Genomic DNA, 20,048 nt, shown 5'->3' with positions numbered 1-20,048 from the left:
GCATCACCGCCTGTTCACGTCCCCAAGCGTTCAAGCCGCTCGGCTGGAGGTGATGTTCGAGGGACGCGACTCGGCCCACAGTGCAAAGGTCTTTCGGACCTGCAGAGGGACTATGCTGTGGAGCAGGTGTGACGGCGACAAGCGTCTTGGTTGGTGGGGCGCCAAGACTGAGAGTTGTATGCGTGCTGCACCCGTATTCGCTGCGGTATGTATCGTCGGTGGCAATGGGCGCCCATGTAGTCCACCACCGAGTGGCGGCGGCGGTCGTGCCCTGGGCGGGTCCAAGCGCAGCTCCGGCCCATTGCTGCCGGACGACTCTTGGTCCGGCGCCGCAGTGCAGCTTCCTCGAAGCGGACATTAGAACTCGCAGCAGCGATATTGACCGGACGCTGCGCTAAGGTAATGCCCGGCGCACCTGCCGAGCTGGCGCCCTAAGACCCGACTTAGGGACCGGCGCGGCTGTGGACGCGGGCGTCCCACAGCTGACGGCTTGCCGCTGATTTCTCTTCCCACATCCCGGATCGGCATGTGACAACGTCATGACAAACATGCGCAACCCGCAGCCTGCGTGGTGTATTTACGGGAAGCAGAAGCAGCATCAAGGGAAAGGGACAGGATGGCAAAGGGGCGCAAGAACAAGAACAACGCGCGCACCGCGTTGATCCCGGACCCAGATGCCCCCGCCCCCGACATGCCCCCCGAGCTTGATGCCGAACCCGAGCCACTGGACGAGGCGGCTGAAGGCCCTGCGCCTGACGCGCCGGCCATCAAGCGCAAGAAGGAAAAGCCCATCGGGACTGAGAAGGCGGTCGAGACGATGTTCCGCAACAGCTATCGGGCCGAGCTGGACACGATTGCGCTGGCGGCGATGAAGGCGAACATCATGATCTCGCTCAACGGGTTCATCATCTCGGCGCTGATGATCTCGGGCGCGTTTATCTTTGCTTCGTCCCCGGCCTTCCTGTTCCCTGCCGGCGTCTTCCTGGTCACGGCTGCGACCTCGATCGTCTTTGCGCTGCTCTCGGCCTCGCCCGAACGCAGCGACCTGTTCACCGGGCTGCGGGACTGGACGGTGGCGGTGCGGCGTCGCGAGGCCCGGCTGCGCGACCTGCGCGGATACATGACCCGCCCGCGCCACGGCGCCCCGGCCGAGGGGCCGACGAACGTCCTCATCTACGAACAGCGCGTGCGCTTGTCGCCCGAGGCGTATTGGGCTGAGATGCAGGACATGATGCGCAACCGCGAGCGGATCTATTACAGCATGAGCGACCAGCTCTACTGGCTGGCGTTGGTCGCGGACCGCAAGTTCCGCCTGCTGAACATGAGCTATACCGTCTTCCGGTGGGGCCTCTTGGCGACCATGCTCTCGTTCCTGCTGCTGAAGCTGTCGCTGGACTTCATTCCGCGCCAGACCGACGCCTCGGTGCGGCTGCGGAACCTTGGGATCGGGACCTTCGACGACATCTACGAGCCCTCGGCCGTCCAGCAGCTGCCCGACGGCCGGCTGCTGGTTGTCGAGGACGAGGCCTCCCGCGCGCTGAACATCCTGACCATCGACGAGACCGGGATGCTGGTCGAGGACAACGCCCTCGACGTGCGGATGATGCGCGCCTTCGGCCGCAAGCTGACTGATCTGGAGGGCCTCTCCATCGACGCAGATGGTTTCCTTTACGCCACGACCTCGCACAGCCTGACCCAGAAGGGCGAGCGCAAGGCCGATCGCGAGCAGATGCTGCGCTTCCGCATCACCGGCAACGGCGTCAGCGACATTGCGACCTATGGCGGGCTGCGCGACACGCTGGCCGCCGACACGGCCCTGCGCGAGGCGGTGCTGCAGGCGACGGGCCAGCATATCGACATGAACGCGCTGAACATCGAGGGCCTCGCCTTCGTGCGCCAGTCCGGGCACCTTTATGTCGGGCTGCGGGCACCGATGGCCGGCACGCAGGGCATCATCGTCGTGATCGAGAACCCGGCCGAGATGTTCAACGGCCGCGCCCGCCCCCGCTTCGGTGCGCCCATCCTGCTGGAGCTTCAGGGCGGCGGCATCCGCGCGCTCAGCTATGACCCGGTGCTGGACGCCTTCCTCATCGTCAACGAGCTGGAGGGGTTCGAGGGCAACCGCTTCTCGCAGTTGTGGCGGTGGAGCGGCAACCCCGCTGTCCAGCCCGAGCCGATCGCGCTGCCGGACATCATCAACCTCAATAACGTGGAATCCATCGACTCGATCGTGATCGACGGCGAGCCGCGCCTGCTGATCATGAGCGACGAGGGCAGCGAGAAGAAGAACGAGCCCGCGCGCTACATGATGCTGGACTACGGGCAGCTGACCGAGCGTTGAGGCATGGCGGACGGCCATTAGTTCCGCCAGTGCCTGATGGCGAGTGCGCCTTCCTGCAGGTGTGGTGAAGGATGCAGTGGGGCGCATCCGAATGAATCACGCAGCAGCATGCTCGGAACATCTCTACATGGATCTCAACACATATGTCGGCCCAAAGCCGCCGCTCGTTCTTCATCGATAGCTGCAGTGCAGTTCCTCAAGACCGGACGTTGATGCACGCTGCAGCAAGATCATCCGAGGGCTGTGTCATGCGAGGCAAGGGCTAAAAAAGGTCAGCTCCTGCTGCTACCATGTGGCTTGGTCTACGTATCCTCATGGGTGACGCACTTTGCTTCACCGGCACGAGCGCTAACTCAGCCAAGCCCTCCTGCCACGAAATGATCGGCTTGTAGTGCAGCTCCTGCTGCGCCTTCGACATATCGAGCGTGACCTCAACCGCGCTTGTGGCGAGCTCTTGGCGAGAGACCGGACCCTTTAGTCGGCCTCTCGAGCCGCGATGCGTCAACTCCCCTGCGCTGGCGATCACCCGCAAGAGGCTGCGGGGCACCGACTTCGTCGGCACCTCCAGCTTCTGGCTGGTCAGAAGTGCCGAGACAGTTTCGCGGAAGGTGCGCGGCGAGCCGTCGGTGATGTGGTAGACCTCGCCCGAGCGGCCCCGCTGCAGGGCGAGGCCCACGGCGTGGCAGAAGTTCGCGATATGGGTTGTCGAGCTGAGGTAGTCGCCGCCCGAGATCCAGGCAAAGCGACCACTTCGAACCATCTCGATGAGCGTCGGCAGGGCCGTGGTGTCATCGCGCCCCCAGATCATGCGCGGGCGCAGGACGATCACCGTGAGAGCGGGTGAAGCGGCCGCGAGCGCCGCGCGCTCCGCTTCCACCTTTCCAGCCGAGTAGGCGCCGGCCGGGCGGCGCGGCAGTGGGTGCGTCTCGGCCACGTTACGAAGCGGGCGGCCGTCCTGCAGCACCGAGTCCGAGCTGATGTGGACGGCGGTCGTGATACCCGCACGGGCCGCTGCGGCGAAGACGCGGCGTGTGCCTTCGTCATTGCTGCGCAGGGCGCGGTTTCCCGGACCGTGATCGAGGTCGGCGGCGGCGTGGATCAGCACGCTTGCCCCCGCCATCAGCGGCGCGAGGTCTGTTGTCAGCATGTCGCCTCGCACGGGCGTTGCACCCAGCTGCGCGATTGTTGCGGCGCTTGCCTCGCTGCGCGCCAAGCCGGTGACACGTGCGCCTGCCGCCGTGAAGTAGCGAATGAGGTTGCGACCGACATAGCCGCCGGCACCGGTGATGAAGATATGCGTGCCGCTCACGGCTTGTCCTTTTTCGCCACAAGGGCTTCGATGTCATCTAGTGCCTCGCCAACCTCCTCAAGGCTCCACGGCACGAGGTCCATGTGCTGCTGGAACTTCAGCCCCTCCAGCGCCAGCCAGGCGAGGCGCGTTCTGCGGCGGTCGGCGGCATCCTGCAGCAGGCCCTCGCGCAACTCAGCCTGATTGGCGCGGAATTCGGCTCGCAACTCCGCATCCTGCATCAGGGCCGCGATCAAGCTGAGCACTGCAGGATCGCCACCTTCAGGCGGCGCGCTCCGCCGGGCCGCGTCAATCCTGCCACGAAGTGCCGCGTCTGGTTCGCCGTCATACCCTTGGCTGCAACGGATGTTGAAACCGTTGTCTGCCTCAATGGTGCGGCGCACGAGGGCGGCCAGCAGCTCGCGCTTGCTGGCATGTTCATAAAGAACCGTCGCTTTTGAGACGCCAGCCTCGGTGGCGACGGCATCCAACGTCAGGATGCCGTCGCGGGCGATCACCCGGGCGACGGCATCAAGGATTAGCTGCTGATCATGCTTCCGAGGTCGTGCCATCCTGCCACCGTTAGTTTCCGACCGGATGGTAATAAAATCAACGACGGCTAGATGTAAAGAGATTTACTTACGGTGCCGCGATCTCTTTCACGATCGCCGCGCCAATCCGGGCGATGGCCTGGTTGCGCGTGGTCATGTCCGCCTCGTTTTCAGTGAGATATACCGCCGCCAGCCAAGGCGTGTCATGCGGCCGCCGGATCACCGCGATGATCGAGCGCGAGCCGTAACCGCCGGCGCCGGTCTTGTCGCCGATGATCCAGTCTGCGGGCAGGCTGGCGCGGAGCAACTCGTCTGCCACCTGGTCCGCCTCCATCCATGCGTTCAGCTGCTCCCGCGAGCTCTCTGACAGGATCTCGCCAAAGAGCAGGTTCTCCAGCGTCGCCACCATCGCCTCGGGCGTCGTGGTGTCGCGCGGATCGCCGGGCGTGCCCTCGTTCAGATCAGTCTCCCATCGGTCGAGGCGCGTCGTCTCATCACCGATAGCCTGCAGATACTCGGTTAAGCCTTGCGGCCCGCCGACGCGCTCGAGCAATAGGTTGCCGGCCGTGTTGTCGCTGAGCGTGATGGTCGCCTCGCAGAGTTCGCCAACGCTCATGCCACTGTCCACGCGCGTCTCGGTAACGGGTGAGTAGGTCACGAGATCGGCAGAAGTGTAGCCGACTACGCGGTCCAGCTGATCCTCGCCCGCGTCCACCAGCGTCAGGATCGCTCCACATAGCGGTGCCTTGAAGGTGCTGGACAAGGGGAAGCGCTCGCTGCTGCGATAGCCGAAGAACTCGGCGGCCGAGCCCTGGCGGCGCAGGGCGACGCCGACGCGGCCGCCGAGTTCGGCCTCGATGGCGCGGGCGGCTTCAGTGATGGTTTCGGCATGGGTCGGGGCGGCGAAACTGCCAACCAGAAGGCAGGCGGCAAGGAGACTTCTCATAGATAAACCTCTGTCAGGACCCCGGCAGAGGCCGGGGCCGCGCCACCCGAAGGGCAGCAACGGTTGATGTTATGGGTTCGACCAAAGCTTTGCGCTTCGGGCCGCTCTGCCCGTCTAAGCTATTGACGGCACAGTGTTCAAACGACAAATCCTGAGGTGCGCCATTAGCTGATGTGATGCCCATGGATAGACCGAACCTGCCGCTGAACGGGCTGCGCGCCTTCGAGGTGGCTGCCCGCCAAGGGAGCTTCACCCGCGCCGCGATCGAGCTGCGCGTGACGCAGGCTGCCGTCAGCCAGCAGATCCAGCGGCTCGAGGACCTGCTGGGCCATCGGCTCTTTACGCGCGCCTCTTCCGGGCTGATCCTCACCGACATCGGCGCCGCGCTGCACCCCGTCCTGTCGCGCAATTTCGACGAGATCGGAGAGGTGCTGGACCGCTTCCAGGGCGGGCGCTACCGCGAGACGCTGCATCTCGGGGTCGTGACCACCTTCGCCGCCGAATGGATGATCCCGCGCCTGCCGGCCTTCGAGAGCGCTCATCCCGGCATCAGCCTGCGGATCTTCACGCACAACAACCGCATCGACATCGCCAAGGAGGGGCTGCACATGGCCATCCGCTTCGGCGATCGCGCAGCTTGGCCCTGGCTGGAGGCGGAGCCGCTGGCCGAGGCGCCGCTGACGCCTTTCTGCGCGCCCGAACTTCTGGCGCGCCTTCAGACGCCGCAGGACCTACGCGTGCAGCGACTGCTGCGGTCCTATCGTGGCGATGAATGGGAAGCGTGGTTCTTGGCAGCAGGAGCGACTTGCCCGCCGCTGGAAGGGCCGGTCCTCGATAGCTCAGTGGCCATGGCCGAACTTGCGGCGGCTGGCCTCGGGGTAGCACTGCTGCCTGCTACGATGTTCACCCGGCAACTCGACGCCGGTATGTTGGCGCGGCCATTCAATGTCGACATCAGCGCGGGGCGCTACTGGCTGACTTGGCCACGGGGGAAGGCGCTGACGCCGGCGATGGTTCAGGTGCGCGACTGGCTGGTGGAGAATGGCCGCTTCGAGCAGCCATCTTCCTGATCAGCTGCGCTGCGCGGCCACCAGAGCGTCAACGAATGCCCGCACCTTCGGGCTGGTCAGGCGGCGTGAGGTGTGCAGCACCCAGGCCTCCACTCGCCGGTTCGGCACGACGCCCCACTGCACCAGCCGCCCCTGCGCCAGATCGTCCTTGATCAGCCAGTCTGGCAGCAGCGCGCAGCCGGCCCCAGCAAGCGCCGCCTGGTGAACGACGGTCATGGCTGTGCAGACCATGACTGGACGCGGCCGAACCCGCTGCTCTTTTCCGCTCCCGAAGATTGCCCAGAGATCAAGCTCCGCCTGCGCGGCAAGAACCACCGCAGGAACCTCCGCCTCCGGCCCGTCGGGCCGAGGGATGGAGGGCGCGGCGGCAAGCACGGTCTCGCTGCGCAGGAAGCACGCGCCGACAAGGTCTGTATCGGCCGGCGGGTTGCCGCGAACCACCAGGTCATAGCCGTCCCTCACCGGATCGACAAAGCTGTCCGACACGTCAACGTGCAGCGTCACCTGCGGATACTGCCGGGTAAACGCCGCCCCGAACGCGCCCATCCGGGTCTGCGCGAATAGCGACGAGACGCTGATCTTTAACAATCCGCTCGGCTCTTGACCGCGGCCGCTGACCGCCTCGCCAACAGCGCGAAGCTCGGACATCAGGGGCGCGGCGCGCTCGAGCAGCATCTGCCCTTCCTCGGTCAGCCGCAGTCGGTGCTGGCTGCGTTCCAGCAGGCGCGTGCCAAGCGCCGCCTCCAGATCACGGATGCGCCGGGACAGCGTTGCCTTGGGCACGCCCGTCTCGCGACTGGCCGCGTTCAGCCCGCCCCTGGAAGCAACAGCGATGAAATCCTCAAGGCTGGGCAGATCAAATCGTTCCATATCCGGACCGCTATGTTCCTTTTATCCAACCTTTGTTCCGCAGATGCAGTGCCCAAGTCAATCGCATCCGAGAGGATCAACCCAAAGCACAGGAAAGGAACGACCCATGTCCATCAAAGCTGTCGCGACGCTTCTTGCCCTTGCTCCGCTTGCCGCCCATGCCGAAGGTCCCGATCCCGCGCGTTCGAACCTTTCGCGGAATGATCTGGTCAAGGTCACGCTCATGGGCACCGGCGCTGCAACGCCCGACCGATCCTCGCGGGAGGATCAGTGACCGCCCGCACGTCAAGCTGCCGGAGCACCGGACGCGGCAGCTCGCACTAACCACGCTCCACTTCCGAAACAACTTGTCCCTTAAACAGCGCCTTCGTTCTGACGACCGCGCCTTTAGCTCAAGCCCATATGCCAGCACAGGAGCATTCGATGGCACATCTCTGGAGCCCCTTCACCCTCGGCGGCAAGCCCCTGCCGCACCGCCTTGCCATGGCCGCGATGACCCGCGGCCGCGCCTTGCCCGATGGCACGCCCCACCCCGATGCCGCAATCTACTACGGCCAGCGCGCGGGGCTCGGGCTGCTTATCGCTGAAGGCACGCAGCCCTCGGCCGACGGTCAGGGCTACCTGTCGACGCCCGGGATCTACACGGACGCTCATGTCGCGGGATGGAAGCGCGTGGCTGATGCGGTCCATGAGCGCAAGGCTCTGCTCTTCATCCAGCTGATGCATGTGGGCCGCATGGGCCACCCGGAGAACACGCCGCATCACCGTCAGATGCTGGCGCCTTCGGCCATCGCGGCCGGCGTCGACATCTTTACGGCAGAAGGGATGAAGCCGGCGCCGATCCCGCGGGAGATGTCGTCCGCCGACGTCCGCCAAACCATCGGCGACTTTGCGTCCGCCGCCCGCCGCGCCATTGACGCCGGCGCCGACGGCGTCGAGATCCACGCCGCGAACGGCTACCTGCTGCATCAGTTCCTGGCCGCCAATGCCAACCATCGCGACGATGATTATGGCGGCGACAGTCTACGCCGTGTCGGCCTGCCGCTGGAGATCGCGGCGGCCGTGGTAGACGCGATCGGGCCGCAGCGCGTCGGGATCCGCATCTCACCGGGCTTGAAAATTGGCGGCATCGTCGAGGGCGAGGAAACGCCCGAGGTCTACCGCCACCTCGTCCGCGAACTCAGCCGCTTGCAGCTCGCCTACCTGCACATCACCCATGCCGGCGACGAGGACCTTCTGGCTAGCCTGCGCCAGGACTGGCACGGCCCGCTGGTCGTGAACCGGCCGGGCCGCGCCCGCTCGGCAATCGGCGAGGACGTCGCCGCGGGCGTCGCGGACATGGTGTCAGTTGGCCGCATGGCCTTGGCGAATCCTGACCTGGTGGATCGCCTGAAGACCGAACAGCCGCTGAACGAGGGCAACCCCGCCACCTTCTACGGCGGCGGCGCGGCAGGTTACATTGACTACCCGATGATGGAAGCTACAGCGGCGGAGTCTGCCTGACCGCTTGGAGCTTGGTCACCGCGGGACGTGAGACGGCGCACGAGGCGCCTCGACAAACGCCTTTTCAGGTGGCCTCGGAATTCGAGGCCACCTGTCGCTATGTTCAAAGCGAGTCCGAGATCATGATTGCCAAAGGAGGATCGAACACTGCGTTGAAGCCACGCTCAAGGGCCCCGGTTTGCGAATCCACCTCGTCGAGACAGACCGCTCTTCATGTCGATCCAGGTGCAGAAGATTCTGCGGTGCGGACGAACGGCTGCTTCCACGGTCTACGCTAGCTTCTTGCTGCACCGCTGACAGGCCGCTGTCCGCCCTTTACGTCGGCAGCATGTGGTTGGAGGGACTTCTGTTCTCCAATCATGAATGAACCACTGCGCGTGGTGGGCTGCAGATCAGGCTTTGACCGTGACGTTTGCTACGGCGCTCGTGGACGACCGCAAGGGATCCCTCGGGTTTCGAGAGGCAAAGCTTGGCTGGTCACTGCGTGACGGGATGAAGACCGGAGGAAAGGCCTCCGGCGCCCCGTCGCGGAGGATATTGCGATGCCCAGACACAACAACGGTGCCGACCGGCTGACGCATTCTGCACGCGTTGGCGATGCTGCCGGTTCGCGGGCCGACACCTACGCGCGCGTCACGGCCGCCATCATTGCGGCAATCGAACACGGGGCAGGGGAGTGGCATGCACCGTGGTTTCACAACGGAAGCTGTGCCGCCCAGCCGACCAACGTGGCATCTGGCAGGCGTTACCGGGGCATCAACACCGTGGCGCTGTGGGCCGCAGCAATGGTCTCCGGGTACAACGATGGCCTTTGGGGTACCTATCGGCAGTGGCAAGAGGCCGGGGCGCAGGTGCGCAAGGGCGAGCGCTCGACCACCATCGTCTTGTGGAAGCAGCTTCCATCGTCTGACGGGGCCGAGGGTGCGGACAAGGATGACATCGGCCGCGTGCGGATGTTTGCCCGCGCCTTTTCCGTGTTCAATGTTGACCAGGTTGACGGGTACGAGCGCGCTCCGACACACCTGCTGTCGGAAAACGAGCGTTTGGCGCATGCGGAGGCTTTTGTCGCCAACCTGGGGATCACAACCGTGTTCGGAGGGCCGGACGCCTTTTATCGTCCTTCGTCGGATACGGTGGTCATGCCGGACTTCGGATCGTTCCGGGACGCCGCGTCGTTCTACGGTGTCTGGCTGCATGAGCACGGTCACGCCTCCGGGGCAAAGCACAGGCTTGACCGCGATCTGTCGGGCCGGTTTGGCTCGGCGGCTTATGCGGCGGAAGAATGCTGCGTGGAGATCCTCAGTGGCCTTGTGCTTGCCGATCTCGGCATTGCCCACCATCCGCGTCCCGACCATGCCGCCTACCTTGCGTCATGGTTGCGCGTCTTGAAGAACGACCCCCGCGCCCTGTTCACCGCCGCGGCCAAGGCCCAGCAGGCGGCCGACTGGATGCATGCGCAGCAGCCTTCTCTCACACCACCCGGCGCATTCGAAAAAACAGATGCGGGCTACCCTGGTTCTCCTGTTTTCACCGGCACGGTGTAGCAAGGTGTGCGCCTGGACGTGCCGGAGGATCACCCCTGTCCGGCCACGCCGATACCGGTCCAACTCAGCCTGCGGGACGGGGGTCATCCAGCGGCCGGTGTCACGACCGCCCCCCGGTTAGACATGTCTTGCCGGAGCACGGTTTACAGCCGCCCGGCCTCGCGCCGGCTTCCGTCAGGAGACCTGCAGCCGTCCATCTGCATGGCCGGGGACGCGCCGGATGAGGGCGTCGAGTTGTCTTCTCCCGGTCGCCGCGTGGGCCTGCTTTAGAGAGGTACGGCCAAAAACATCTCAGCGCAGCTGACGCGGCTCGCTGATCTCGTCCGCGTCCTGGGTGGCTTCGTGCACTTCCTCGCGAATGATTTTCTTGGTGATGTCGTTGAGGTGGGATGTCAGGGCGCGGCTGAGCTCCTCGAATTCCGGCCATAGCGTCACGTGGACGAAACTGGCCGGGACGCGGACCATGACGGTCTGGCGGTGCATGCGCGGATAGCGGAACGGCTTCATGCCGTAGCGCCGGCACAGGGCGATGAAGAGCTGACGTGACCAAGGATCGTTGATCGAGAACTTGAACTCCTCGGCTTGCTCCGTCCTGCTGATCGTCTCGAACTGGCGCCGGATGCGCTCCGCCGCGGCACCTGCCGCAGATTTCTCCCCGGCGGTCGCAGCACCGGCATAAAGCGCCTCGATCTTGCGCAGCTTTTCGCGAAGGCGTTCCTCGGAGGATAGGACCATCAGTGGATCGTTGACCGGGCGGAGGGCGCGCTCTCGAGCATCTGGCGCCGGGCACGGGCGCAGGACAGCACGGCCTCGTGGATTTCGGTTTCCATAATCCGGGTCAGTTCGCGCAAATGCTTGAAGGTGGTCTCAAGCTGCTCGGGGTCATCGGGTCTGGGCTCGCGCGCGGCGAGGTCGCAGATGCCGGTCATCATGGCCCGCAACTCCTTGATGTGGCCGACGGCCTCGTGCGCCCGCTCGGGCAGATCGATGATCTCCTGCCCGTTGAAGAGCCCTGTCATGAATCCATCCAGTTCCTCGAAGCGGACGCGGGCGTAACGGGCGAGATGTACAGCGGTGGCGTCCGTCGACATCCGGGTGAGCCTGAAAGGTTGGCTGCGCTTCTGGTGCAGGGTCAACCCGTTCCACAGCCCCTGCACCAGGGCCTCGAGCAGGTCGTTGAGCTCATCGATGCTGTCAGCGGCCGGGAGTTCGCCACCCCACAGGCCCTTGATGATCTGCAAGGGCAAAACCGACATCGTCGGAGTGGCGATATTGCCCAGAAACCGTGTGCGCACCTCGTGAAACGGCACAGGGCAGGCGTGCTTGGCAAGCAAGGCCTTCACGGCGTTCTCGGCTGGACCCGCGGCAGTCTTCATCATGGTTGTCCCGAACATGCACATACAAGGGTAACCGCCCCGGGGCGGTCGGTCGTCGATCAGTTGCCTCGCATTGGTCTACCGGTTTGGGGTCCTAAGCAAGCTCCCCTCCGAGCGTCCTCAAGACATTCATCCATGACATGATTTGGATGAAGGGCTTTGGGGGCGGGAAGGCAAAAGGCCTTGCCGTCGCCTACGATAAAGCCGCCCGTGTTCGACATGCATCGCTCTCAGGCAAAACGCTGTGATCCGGGCCGCAGCTCAGGGGCGGTCTGCAGAGAGTTAAAGGCGGGCTGGGGAATCGTGACGGGTTGATAGCCAGGGAGAGAGGCTCCCCGGCGCCCGTCGCGGAGATTATTGCCATGGCCAAAGCCCTATCCCCCATCACCCTCGCGTCCGCGCGCGACATTCCCTTCGACAAGCTGGTCCTCAGCCAGTCCAATGTCCGGCGCATCAAGGCCGGCGTCTTGGTCGAGGAGCTTGCCGCATCCATTGCCCGGCGCGGCTTGATCCAGTCCCTCCACGTGCGTCCCGTCCTGGACGAGGACGGCGCGGAGACCGGTCTCTTCGAGGTGCCCGCCGGCGGCCGACGCTTCCAGGCGCTTGAACTGCTGGTCAAGCAGAAGCGCCTGGCAAAGACCGCGCCCGTACCCTGCATCGTTTCGGACACCGGGGGCGAGAGTGACGTGCTCGTGGCCGAACTGTCCTTGGCCGAGAACATCGAGCGGGCGCCCCTCCATCCGCTCGATCAGTTCCGCGCCTTCCAGACCCTGCGGGAGACCGGCATGACAGAGGAAGCCATCGCCGCAGCCTTTTTCGTCGACGCCAAGGTCGTCAAGCAGCGCCTGCGGCTGGCCTCTGTCTCGCCCGCGCTGCTCGAGGTCTACGCCGAGGACGCCATGACGCTCGAGCAGTTGATGGCCTTCACCGTTTCTGACGATCACGCCCGCCAGGAGCAGGTCTGGCAGGCGATCAAGGACAGTTGGTCGAAGGAACCCTACACCATCCGCCGGCTGCTCACGGAAACCACGGTGCGGGCGTCCGACCGGCGCGCGCTCTTCGTGGGTGTTTCGGCCTACGAGGCGGCGGGCGGCATCGTGCTGCGCGATCTCTTCGAGACCGACGACGGCGGCTGGCTGCAGGACGTGGCCCTGCTGGACCGGATGGTCGCGGAGAAGCTGAAGTGTGAGGCCGAGGCGATCGCCGCGGCAGGCTGGGCCTGGGTCGAGGCCGCCGTGAGCTTTCCCTATGGCCACGACCGCGGCCTTCGGCAGATTGCCGGCAGCACCATCGACCTGACCGAGGAGGAGCGTGCCGCGCGCGAGGCCCTGCGCGACGAATACGACCTGCTCGAAGCCGAGCATGCCGAAGCCGAAGAACTGCCCGAGGAGGTCGACCGGCGGCTAGGCGAGATCGAGGCGGCGCTCGAGGCTTATGAGCACAGGCCGGTGGTCTTCTCGCCCGAGCAGATGGCGCGCGCCGGGGTGTTTGTCAGCATAGGCGCCGACGGCAGGCTGATGGTCGATCGCGGCCATGTACGGCCCGACGATGAGGACGGGCAAAGGACTGAAGACGGCGAGGCCGGGAGATTGCCCGATGCGACGGGCGGCGTCACGCCCCGGGATGCCAGAGAACCTGCCGCCATCACGACGGGTGAGCCAGGCACCGGCGAGGAAAGTGCCGAGGAGACTGACACCCTCAAGCCCTTGCCCGAGAGCCTGGTGGTGGAGCTGACCGCATATCGCACGCTGGCCTTGCGCGACGCCCTGGCCGCGCACCCGCATGTCGCGCTGACAGCCCTTCTGCACCGGCTGGTGCTGGACTGCTTTGGCAGCCGCGGCTGCGGCGCGGCCCTGGAGGCCTTTGTTCGGACCGTCTACTTTCCCGTGCAGGCCCCGGGTCTGGCTGACAGCCTGCCCGCGCAACAGATCGCTGCGCGGCATGCGGCGTGGCAGGCCGACCTGCCGGATGCCGAGGATGAAGACCGGCTCTGGTCCTGGCTCGAGAGCCTCGACGAGCCGAGCCGCATCTCGCTTCTGGCCCACTGCGTCAGCTTCGGGGTCAATGCGCTCCTCGAGCGGCCGAACCCCTATAGTGGCACGGGCGTGAGCCAGCAGGGTCTTGAGCGGCGCCTCCGCGAGGCCAACCGGCTGGCCCGGGCGACGGGGCTCGATCTCGTGGAGGCGGGCTGGCGGCCCACGGTCGAGAGCTATCTTGGCCGGGTGACCAAGCCGCGCATCCTTGCGGCAGTGCGCGAAGGCGTAGGGGAGGCAGCGGCGCAGCGCATCGATCACCTGAAGAAACCCGACATGGCGCGGGAAGCCGAGCGGCTCCTGGCGGAGACCGGCTGGCTGCCCGAGCCGCTGCGGCTGGGAGACGCCGACAGCGGAACCACCGGCGTCGAGGTTGCCAGGTCAGCTTGCCTGCCGGCTATCCTGACCAGCGAGGCCGACGGCGCGGAGCCGGAAGCAATCGACGATCCCGCACGAGGCGTCCCATCCGGGGCAGGGGAAGACGGCACTGCCCGGGTCGAGGAGGACCATTCGCAGGGCATGGCCGCTGAGTGAGACCGGGACCGGGGCGGCTTCGTCCGCCCCGCATCTCGCCGTCCCTATGCCGCGACAGCTTGGTCGTGTCGCGCATTCGGCGCGCAAAAAGCGGGTCCATGCTCGTCAGCGCCGGACGCAACCTGACGGCCCAATCCATCGCCCCACAGCAGCAAAGTCGAAGGCGGTCATCAAGCTGTGACGACCCCTGTGCGGTCTGGTCAAGGATCGCGAGAGACAGAGGAAAGCCGGGAAAAGGCTGCGTCTGCCGGGGCTAGAGAGCGTTTCGAGCAGCGCATCCCCGTTTCCCATAACTGGAGATCTCCGCCATGACCCTCACCGCACCGTCATTCTCCTCTGCCATGCCCGTTCCCGAGGAGCGCCGCATGGGCTTTCTGCCCCGGCTGTTCGGAGCCCGCCTTCTGCTTGTCGGCGAGCACACCGTCTTCGGCTTCATGGAAAGGCTGAGCCCGACGAACTACACCGGCGGCATGTGGGACTTCCTCGAATTGGCAGGCAAGCCCCTTTATCTCTCCCCGACCTGCAGGCCGCGCTTCCACCTCGTCTGGGAGGGCAATGCCTACGAGGGCGATGTCTCGGCCGATGCTGCCGGCATCATCGCCACGCTGTTTGCCTTCTCGCACCTGTCGTTCCGCCATGACGCCCCGGAACTCTCAGACGGCTTTGCCCGCCTTTACGCCCATGCCGCGGATCATCCCGAGGCCCGCGAGATTTTCCAGGCCATCGACTGAGCCCTGCAAGTATTCACCTTGTGGAGCGGGTCGCCTCGCATCTCGGCGTCGGCCGGGCAGCGGTTCATACACGGACCCGGCTTGCCGGCATGACCCGGCCAGCAGACTGGATAGAGCCCGACCGAGAGCCCAGCGTTTATGCCGCTGCGTCCGAACTGGCAAAGATGCTTGCTCTCTCCGGGGCACGGCTGCGCGCGCACACGGCACGGCTCGAACAGGCGGGGCTTCTGGAGCGAAGGACAGCCGCAAATGGCAGCCGATCCCGCCGCGCCGGAACCGGGCTGTTCTTCAGCGGCGTCATTGACCGGTTTTCTAAACTGCTTGCTTTCGATGCGAAGCTGACCACAGCGCGGCACGAGGCCATCTATCTTCGGGGTCAACGCAGTACTCATTGGCGCTGTCTCCGCCGGGCTCTGGAGCAGCTCCGCGACGTTGCCTCCCAGGATGCCCGTGTTCAAGCCATGGAGGATGCCTGGGCTGCCTGGCCTCGCGCCGACCGGCTGCATGCCATGACGCTGGATGCGCTTACCGCACACGAGAGGGAAGCGGACGCCCTGACGCGAGCCGCCCTCGATCTGCTCGAAACTTTCCAGAAATCAACCGATCGACCGCTCGAAAACGAGCGGTCCCATCTACAAGATACAAGCGAAGATTCTTCCTTGTCTTGTGATGCCCGCACCGAGGGCAGACTGCCAATGGCTGAGCCGGCGTTCGGCCAACCATCTCGCCTGCCACTGGTGAGCAGCAGACCAGAGGCTGAAAATGGACGTAAGGGTGGGCCGAACGCGGCCAGAAGCGAATGGCTCACCAAACTCGGCCCTGAGCGGCTGTTCCGGCTCGCCTCACCCGAGATGCAGTTCTACCTGTCCGGGCGGGCTGATCCCGAGCGCCTGAGGTTTTACGACTTCATCTGGACGGCTGAGCGGCGTGTGCTGGATTTGGGCATTCACCCCTCCGCCTGGTCCGATGCCTGCACGGCCATGGGCGAGGAGGGCGCAACGGTGGCCATGCTGATCCTGGACGCGCGCCGGGGCGATGCTGTGGCGCCGATCATCAGCCCCGGCGGCTATCTGCGGGGCATGACGCGGGCATGGCTGCAGGGTCACTTGAACATGATGGGCAGTCTGATCGGCCTCAGCGAACGCCGGCGACGGGAGGAGGCGCCGTGACGCATCATCGCTTCATCACCGCCGCCCTGCTTACGGTGCTTTTGATCTCTCCTGCCGCAACGGCGCAGGTTCCGGTCTGCGTGCCACCCGAGGAGCCTTGGGTTCCGGAGCGAGATGCGGATATACAGGCCTATGTCGATCTGGTGGCGGCTGATTTCGAGCGGTACTTCTCGGCCCTGACCCAGCATTTCCAGTGCCTGGATCAGGCATGGCAGGATAGCCTCGCGCGGGCCCGCTCCGTTTCCGCCGCGCGCGAGACCTTCGTGCAGCGTGCGACAGCGCTTGGCCTCCGAGCGCGTCTCGGGGTCGATCCGCAGCCGCCCTCAAACGGGTGGCGGAAATGAAGAATGCGGCGCGGCTCTCTTTGTTGATCTTGGTGGCGGCAATGTTCCTGCTGGGTGCGCAGGAACACACCACACTTGCTACCGGTGTGGCAGGGCCTGCACGGATGATCGATGGCGATACCCTTGTCATCGGCGGGTGGCGGATCCGCATCCTCGGCATGGGCGCCCCTGAACCGGACCTGACCTGCCAAGACGCAGCCAGGCAGACATTGGAATGCGGTGGGGACCTCCCACAAGTCCTGGCGGCGCCTGTCGCTCGGCAGGTTTCGTGCCAAGTCGCTGGTCTGGACCGCTACGGCCGCGATTTGGCACGCTGCGCCTCACGCGGCAGCGATCTGGCCGAGTGGCTGGACCGGGAGAGATGGGCTGTTGCCGCCCGCGACGAGCAGGGCAGGTACAGGGCGGCGGGGCGTGAGGCGGAGGCCAGGGGGACAGGCATCTGGCGCGGCAGCTTCATGCGGCCGGCGGACTGGCGCAGGGCAGGGGACCGGCAGCACAGGAAGGGAACGGACGATGAGCGCTGACGGCAAGTGCTACCGGCTGGGGCATGTCCGCTTTTGCGACGATGCGCCCGAGCTGCAAGGGATCCTCGCTCGGGCGCATGACGGTCATGCCAGGCCGCTGTGCCAGTGCTGCGAGGCCGAACCGCCCATGTATGTGGCCCTAATCAATGGTGTGTTTCACCTCAAGCGCATGCCCGGCACCGGGCATGCGCATGACCTTGCCTGCCCGTCCTTCGATCCACCCCCGGAACTCTCCGGGCTTGGGCCCCTCTCCGGGCAGGCCATCGTCACGGACGAGGCAGGCGATACGATGCTCAGGCTCGGCTTTTCGCTGTCCCTGCGCGGCAGCAGGCCGTCGTCGTCCACCGATGAGGATGAAGCGGATACAGTATCAGTGACCGCCAGCCCGCGCAGGCTGCGCCTTCTTGCGCTTTTGCACTATCTTTGGGACGCTGCGGGACTGACGACATGGCGCAAGGCTTACGGGCGGCGCAGCTGGTGGATCGTGCACCGTGAACTCTGCCTTGCGACGGCCCGCGCCCGGACCCGGTCTGGGCCGCTGTCCGACATTCTCTTTGTTCCGCCCCCCTACGTGCTCGAGGACAAGGAGCGCCTGGCAGGCGAACGGCGGCGCTTTCTCCACAGGCTGCGGCCTGTGGCGGGCAAGCCCACGGGGCTTGGCCTGCTGGTGGCCGAGCTTAAGGGTCAGGAGCCCGCGCAATACGGCCGCAAGCTCCGCTTCAAGCATCTGCCGGACTTTTCCGTTTTCGTCGACAGCGACACAGCCAAGCGGTTCGACCGGGCTGCCGCACGAAAGGTGCGGCTTGTCGAGGCCACGCCAAACAGTCACCTGATGGCCATCGCGACCTTTGCCGTGAAAGGCAGTTATGCCGAGATCCGGGAGATTGCCCTGATGGCGGTCGATGGCCGGTGGATCCCCTTTACGGGCGAGCGGGATCATGCGCTGCTCCAAGCCCTCGCCGAGCGGGATTTCGTCCGGTGCCTGCCCTACAACCTGCCGGCGGATGCGCCCATTGCCACTGCCGTGCTGCTCGATGGCGACGGACCGATCGCGCTCTATGCGCCGGCCCCGGACATGACGGCGGATCGGGAGGAGGATCTGCGCCGGATTGCTGCAGAAGGTATCTATCCGGCCTGGCACTGGCCGGCAGACCTCTTTGACATGCCGGAACTTCCGCGGCGCGTGGACCATGGCGCACGGACCTGATCCACAACCCCGGGCAAACATTGATCACACTCTGCCTGCTTGGTGGTAGGGTGGTTCTGTCGCGTGTCGCACGGCCTGCAGGCCAAGCGGCTTGCGTGATCCATCAATGAGACGAATCCCTGCTGGCAGATTGATTCCGATTTGTCATTGGACCTGCCGAGATGTTGGGCGGAGACTCTTTGCCATGATGCTAGAAACAGGCCGCAGCGCTTCCTTGGACGATAATCCCGGCGACAACCGGGACCGCGGCTCGAGGCGTTGCCTTGCGCCGAAGCCCTGCGGTCTTGCCAAAGGTTTCTCTGCAGCAGGCCTCATACCATTGCTGCACGCCATCCCCATGACACAGGGAGGACACGTCCATGCCCAACTTTACCGCGCATCAACATCCGGCCCTGGCGGTCGGCTGTCCCACTTGCAGCAAGGCACCTGATGAATGGTGCTGCGGCTCCAACGGCCAGCTGTCGCGCGTTGTCCACAGGGCGCGCCAGGCGGAGGCCGACCGTGAGTTCGTCAAGCAGTATGGCGATCTTGTCGCCATCGTTCCTGCCGCGAGCGGTTGGCTGATTGACCCCCATGGACGCGAGCGGGACTGAGGGTGGCAAAGGACCTAGCGGCCTTGTGATGAGGATGAGCTGCCCGCATGGCTCGCAGCGAACCTCGTACGCTCTTTGTGCAGGGGATCGGTTCGTCGAGAAGCCGAAGGCCCAGGATACCGTCAGCGCGCCGGACCAGCAGTCAGCCACTCGTCAAGCTTCGACCAGCGGCGGCGTCCCCAAGCATTCTTGACCGCGATCGTCACGGCGCGCTTTTGACCAACCAGCACCACCAGCTTCCGGCCGCGGGTCACACCGGTATAGAGGAGGTTGCGCTGCAGCATGGTGTAATGCTGGGTCATCACCGGAATGACCACGGCGGGGTATTCCGAGCCTTGGCTCTTATGGATGGTGGCGGCATAGGCCGGCACCAGGGTGTCGAGCTCGCCAAAGGCGAACACAACCGTGCGGCCGTCGAAGTCGACCGCTACCTCCCCCTCATCCGCATCCACGTCCTCGATGGTGCCGATGTCACCGTTGTAGACCTCCTTGTCGTAGTCGTTCTCGATCTGCATGACCTTGTCGCCGGGCGCAAAGGTCCAGCCGAACCGCTCGATCTTCTTGTCGCCGGCAGGGTTCAGCGCCTTCTGCAGCTCGATGTTGAGCGAGCGGGCGCCGACACCGCCGCGATTCATGGGACACAGGACCTGGATGTCCTTGATCGGATCGAAGCCGAACCGCCGTGGGATGCGCCGGCTGACCAGTTCCACGATGCGGGCTACGGCTTCTTCGGGATCGCCAGCCGGCACGAAGTAGAAGTCCGAAGCGGTGTCAGGGCGCGCGAGCTCCGGCATCCGGCCGGCATTGATCGCATGCGCGGTGGTGATGATCCTGCTTTGTGCGGCCTGACGGAAGACCTCGGTCAGGCGCACCACCGGCACGGCTCCTGAGCCGATGATGTCGGCCAGCACCTGGCCGGGGCCGACCGAGGGCAGCTGGTCGATGTCGCCCACCATCAGAAGTGCTGCGGTTGTGGGCACGGCCTTCATGAGCGACTGCATGAGCGGCACGTCGACCATGGAGCTTTCGTCCACCACCAGCAGATCGCAGTCGAGCGGGCTGTCCTCGTTGCGCTTGAAGGCGAAGGCCTTGGGATCGAACTCCAGCAGGCGGTGGATGGTCCGGGCCTCCACGCCGGTGGTCTCGGTCATCCGCTTGGCGGCGCGGCCGGTGGGCGCTGCGAGCAGGAGCTTCACACCCTTGGCCGCGAGGATGCGCAGGATGGCGTTGACGATGGTGGTCTTGCCCACACCGGGTCCGCCGGTGATCACCGTGACCTTGGAGCGGAGCGCCAGGCGGATCGCCTCGGCCTGGCTCGGGGCCAGGTTGAGGCCGGTCTTCTCCTCGATCCAGGGCAGGGCACGATCGGCATCGATGGCGGGCCAGGGCAGGGGGCCGGTGCCCAAGCGCCCGAGGTGGCCGGC

The 20,048-nt window shown here is 65.4% G+C and carries 19 protein-coding genes; 12 read left to right on the top strand and 7 right to left on the bottom strand.

Annotation, left to right across the window (positions count from 1 at the left end; genetic code table 11):
• Window positions 1-616: 616 nt before the first annotated feature.
• A complete protein-coding gene (locus IE224_RS10900; RefSeq protein ID WP_191310318.1) occupies window positions 617-2,341 on the top strand; it encodes a DUF3616 domain-containing protein in 1,725 nt (574 codons plus the stop codon).
• Between the two features lie 262 nt (window positions 2,342-2,603).
• On the opposite strand, the gene IE224_RS10895 is transcribed toward IE224_RS10900, so the two are convergent.
• From IE224_RS10895 to bla, 3 genes are all read right to left on the bottom strand, one after another.
• Window positions 2,604-3,650, bottom strand: coding sequence for an NAD-dependent epimerase/dehydratase family protein (locus IE224_RS10895; RefSeq protein WP_191310316.1), 1,047 nt, complete (start codon window positions 3,648-3,650; stop codon window positions 2,604-2,606).
• Window positions 3,647-4,201, bottom strand: coding sequence for a TetR family transcriptional regulator (locus IE224_RS10890; RefSeq protein WP_191310314.1), 555 nt, complete (start codon window positions 4,199-4,201; stop codon window positions 3,647-3,649). The genes IE224_RS10895 and IE224_RS10890 overlap by 4 nt, the downstream gene beginning before the upstream one ends.
• 67 nt (window positions 4,202-4,268) lie before the next feature.
• Window positions 4,269-5,126 (bottom strand): class A beta-lactamase, encoded by an 858-nt coding sequence (gene bla, locus IE224_RS10885; RefSeq protein WP_191310312.1) that lies wholly within the window; start codon window positions 5,124-5,126, stop codon window positions 4,269-4,271.
• A 182-nt stretch (window positions 5,127-5,308) separates the two neighbouring features.
• On the opposite strand from bla, the gene IE224_RS10880 reads away from it, so the two are divergent.
• Complete coding sequence (locus IE224_RS10880) at window positions 5,309-6,196, top strand: LysR family transcriptional regulator (RefSeq protein WP_191310310.1); 888 nt, start codon at window positions 5,309-5,311, stop codon at window positions 6,194-6,196.
• On the opposite strand, the gene IE224_RS10875 is transcribed toward IE224_RS10880, so the two are convergent.
• Entirely contained in the window at window positions 6,197-7,066 is an 870-nt protein-coding gene (locus IE224_RS10875) for a LysR family transcriptional regulator (RefSeq protein WP_191310307.1), read from the bottom strand.
• Between the two features lie 106 nt (window positions 7,067-7,172).
• Between IE224_RS10875 and IE224_RS10870 the strand changes: the two genes are divergently transcribed.
• From IE224_RS10870 to IE224_RS10860, 3 genes are all read left to right on the top strand, one after another.
• A complete protein-coding gene (locus IE224_RS10870; RefSeq protein ID WP_191310305.1) occupies window positions 7,173-7,340 on the top strand; it encodes a hypothetical protein in 168 nt (55 codons plus the stop codon).
• 149 nt (window positions 7,341-7,489) lie between these two features.
• Complete coding sequence (locus tag IE224_RS10865; RefSeq protein WP_191310303.1) at window positions 7,490-8,569, top strand: alkene reductase; 1,080 nt, start codon at window positions 7,490-7,492, stop codon at window positions 8,567-8,569.
• A gap of 542 nt (window positions 8,570-9,111) precedes the next feature.
• On the top strand, window positions 9,112-10,113 hold the full coding sequence (locus IE224_RS10860; protein ID WP_191310300.1) for an ArdC family protein: 1,002 nt from the start codon (window positions 9,112-9,114) through the stop codon (window positions 10,111-10,113).
• Between the two features lie 291 nt (window positions 10,114-10,404).
• Here the strand turns inward: IE224_RS10860 and IE224_RS10855 are convergent, their stop codons facing one another.
• Window positions 10,405-10,848, bottom strand: coding sequence for a hypothetical protein (locus IE224_RS10855; RefSeq protein ID WP_191310298.1), 444 nt, complete (start codon window positions 10,846-10,848; stop codon window positions 10,405-10,407).
• Window positions 10,848-11,492, bottom strand: a complete 645-nt coding sequence (locus tag IE224_RS10850) for a hypothetical protein (protein WP_191310296.1) — start codon at window positions 11,490-11,492, stop codon at window positions 10,848-10,850. Before IE224_RS10850 ends, IE224_RS10855 begins: the two co-directional genes overlap by 1 nt.
• A gap of 359 nt (window positions 11,493-11,851) precedes the next feature.
• Here IE224_RS10850 and IE224_RS10845 point away from each other — a divergent pair, with 359 nt between their 5' ends.
• The 7 genes from IE224_RS10845 to IE224_RS10815 all read left to right on the top strand — a co-directional run bounded on the left by IE224_RS10845 (window position 11,852) and on the right by IE224_RS10815 (window position 18,624).
• Window positions 11,852-14,056 (top strand): ParB/RepB/Spo0J family partition protein, encoded by a 2,205-nt coding sequence (locus IE224_RS10845; RefSeq protein WP_191310294.1) that lies wholly within the window; start codon window positions 11,852-11,854, stop codon window positions 14,054-14,056.
• Window positions 14,057-14,364: 308 nt separating this feature from the next.
• Window positions 14,365-14,787: an antirestriction protein gene (locus IE224_RS10840; RefSeq protein WP_191310292.1), complete on the top strand. Its 423-nt coding sequence runs from the start codon at window positions 14,365-14,367 to the stop codon at window positions 14,785-14,787.
• A gap of 20 nt (window positions 14,788-14,807) precedes the next feature.
• Entirely contained in the window at window positions 14,808-15,956 is a 1,149-nt protein-coding gene (gene repC, locus IE224_RS10835; RefSeq protein ID WP_191310290.1) for a replication initiation protein RepC, read from the top strand.
• Window positions 15,953-16,300, top strand: a complete 348-nt coding sequence (locus IE224_RS10830) for a hypothetical protein (RefSeq protein WP_191310288.1) — start codon at window positions 15,953-15,955, stop codon at window positions 16,298-16,300. Before repC ends, IE224_RS10830 begins: the two co-directional genes overlap by 4 nt.
• Entirely contained in the window at window positions 16,297-16,824 is a 528-nt protein-coding gene (locus tag IE224_RS10825; RefSeq protein ID WP_191310286.1) for a thermonuclease family protein, read from the top strand. Before IE224_RS10830 ends, IE224_RS10825 begins: the two co-directional genes overlap by 4 nt.
• Complete coding sequence (locus IE224_RS10820) at window positions 16,814-18,031, top strand: DUF1173 family protein (protein ID WP_191310284.1); 1,218 nt, start codon at window positions 16,814-16,816, stop codon at window positions 18,029-18,031. Before IE224_RS10825 ends, IE224_RS10820 begins: the two co-directional genes overlap by 11 nt.
• Before the next feature lie 359 nt (window positions 18,032-18,390).
• A complete protein-coding gene (locus IE224_RS10815; RefSeq protein WP_191310282.1) occupies window positions 18,391-18,624 on the top strand; it encodes a zinc finger domain-containing protein in 234 nt (77 codons plus the stop codon).
• 122 nt (window positions 18,625-18,746) lie between these two features.
• Here the strand turns inward: IE224_RS10815 and recD2 are convergent.
• Window positions 18,747-20,048: SF1B family DNA helicase RecD2 (gene recD2, locus IE224_RS10810; protein WP_191310279.1), on the bottom strand; the 1,302-nt coding region annotated here is incomplete at its 5' end.

The sequence above is a fragment of the Paracoccus aerius genome (assembly GCF_014656455.1).
Taxonomy (GTDB): domain Bacteria; phylum Pseudomonadota; class Alphaproteobacteria; order Rhodobacterales; family Rhodobacteraceae; genus Paracoccus; species Paracoccus aerius.
Note: the sequence above shows the minus strand (reverse complement) of the source record. Positions and strands in the feature narration are given on the sequence as shown.

Excerpts from the sequence above, each read along its gene's own strand:
- IE224_RS10900 (WP_191310318.1), top strand. The coding sequence starts at position 617 with ATGGCAAAGGGGCGCAAGAACAAGAACAACGCGCGCACCGCGTTGATC.
- IE224_RS10890 (WP_191310314.1), bottom strand. The coding sequence starts at position 4,201 with ATGGCACGACCTCGGAAGCATGATCAGCAGCTAATCCTTGATGCCGTC.
- bla (WP_191310312.1), bottom strand. The coding sequence starts at position 5,126 with ATGAGAAGTCTCCTTGCCGCCTGCCTTCTGGTTGGCAGTTTCGCCGCC.
- IE224_RS10880 (WP_191310310.1), top strand. The coding sequence starts at position 5,309 with ATGGATAGACCGAACCTGCCGCTGAACGGGCTGCGCGCCTTCGAGGTG.
- IE224_RS10875 (WP_191310307.1), bottom strand. The coding sequence starts at position 7,066 with ATGGAACGATTTGATCTGCCCAGCCTTGAGGATTTCATCGCTGTTGCT.
- IE224_RS10870 (WP_191310305.1), top strand. The coding sequence starts at position 7,173 with ATGTCCATCAAAGCTGTCGCGACGCTTCTTGCCCTTGCTCCGCTTGCC.
- IE224_RS10865 (WP_191310303.1), top strand. The coding sequence starts at position 7,490 with ATGGCACATCTCTGGAGCCCCTTCACCCTCGGCGGCAAGCCCCTGCCG.
- IE224_RS10860 (WP_191310300.1), top strand. The coding sequence starts at position 9,112 with ATGCCCAGACACAACAACGGTGCCGACCGGCTGACGCATTCTGCACGC.
- IE224_RS10855 (WP_191310298.1), bottom strand. The coding sequence starts at position 10,848 with ATGGTCCTATCCTCCGAGGAACGCCTTCGCGAAAAGCTGCGCAAGATC.
- IE224_RS10850 (WP_191310296.1), bottom strand. The coding sequence starts at position 11,492 with ATGATGAAGACTGCCGCGGGTCCAGCCGAGAACGCCGTGAAGGCCTTG.
- IE224_RS10845 (WP_191310294.1), top strand. The coding sequence starts at position 11,852 with ATGGCCAAAGCCCTATCCCCCATCACCCTCGCGTCCGCGCGCGACATT.
- IE224_RS10840 (WP_191310292.1), top strand. The coding sequence starts at position 14,365 with ATGACCCTCACCGCACCGTCATTCTCCTCTGCCATGCCCGTTCCCGAG.
- IE224_RS10825 (WP_191310286.1), top strand. The coding sequence starts at position 16,297 with ATGAAGAATGCGGCGCGGCTCTCTTTGTTGATCTTGGTGGCGGCAATG.
- IE224_RS10820 (WP_191310284.1), top strand. The coding sequence starts at position 16,814 with ATGAGCGCTGACGGCAAGTGCTACCGGCTGGGGCATGTCCGCTTTTGC.
- IE224_RS10815 (WP_191310282.1), top strand. The coding sequence starts at position 18,391 with ATGCCCAACTTTACCGCGCATCAACATCCGGCCCTGGCGGTCGGCTGT.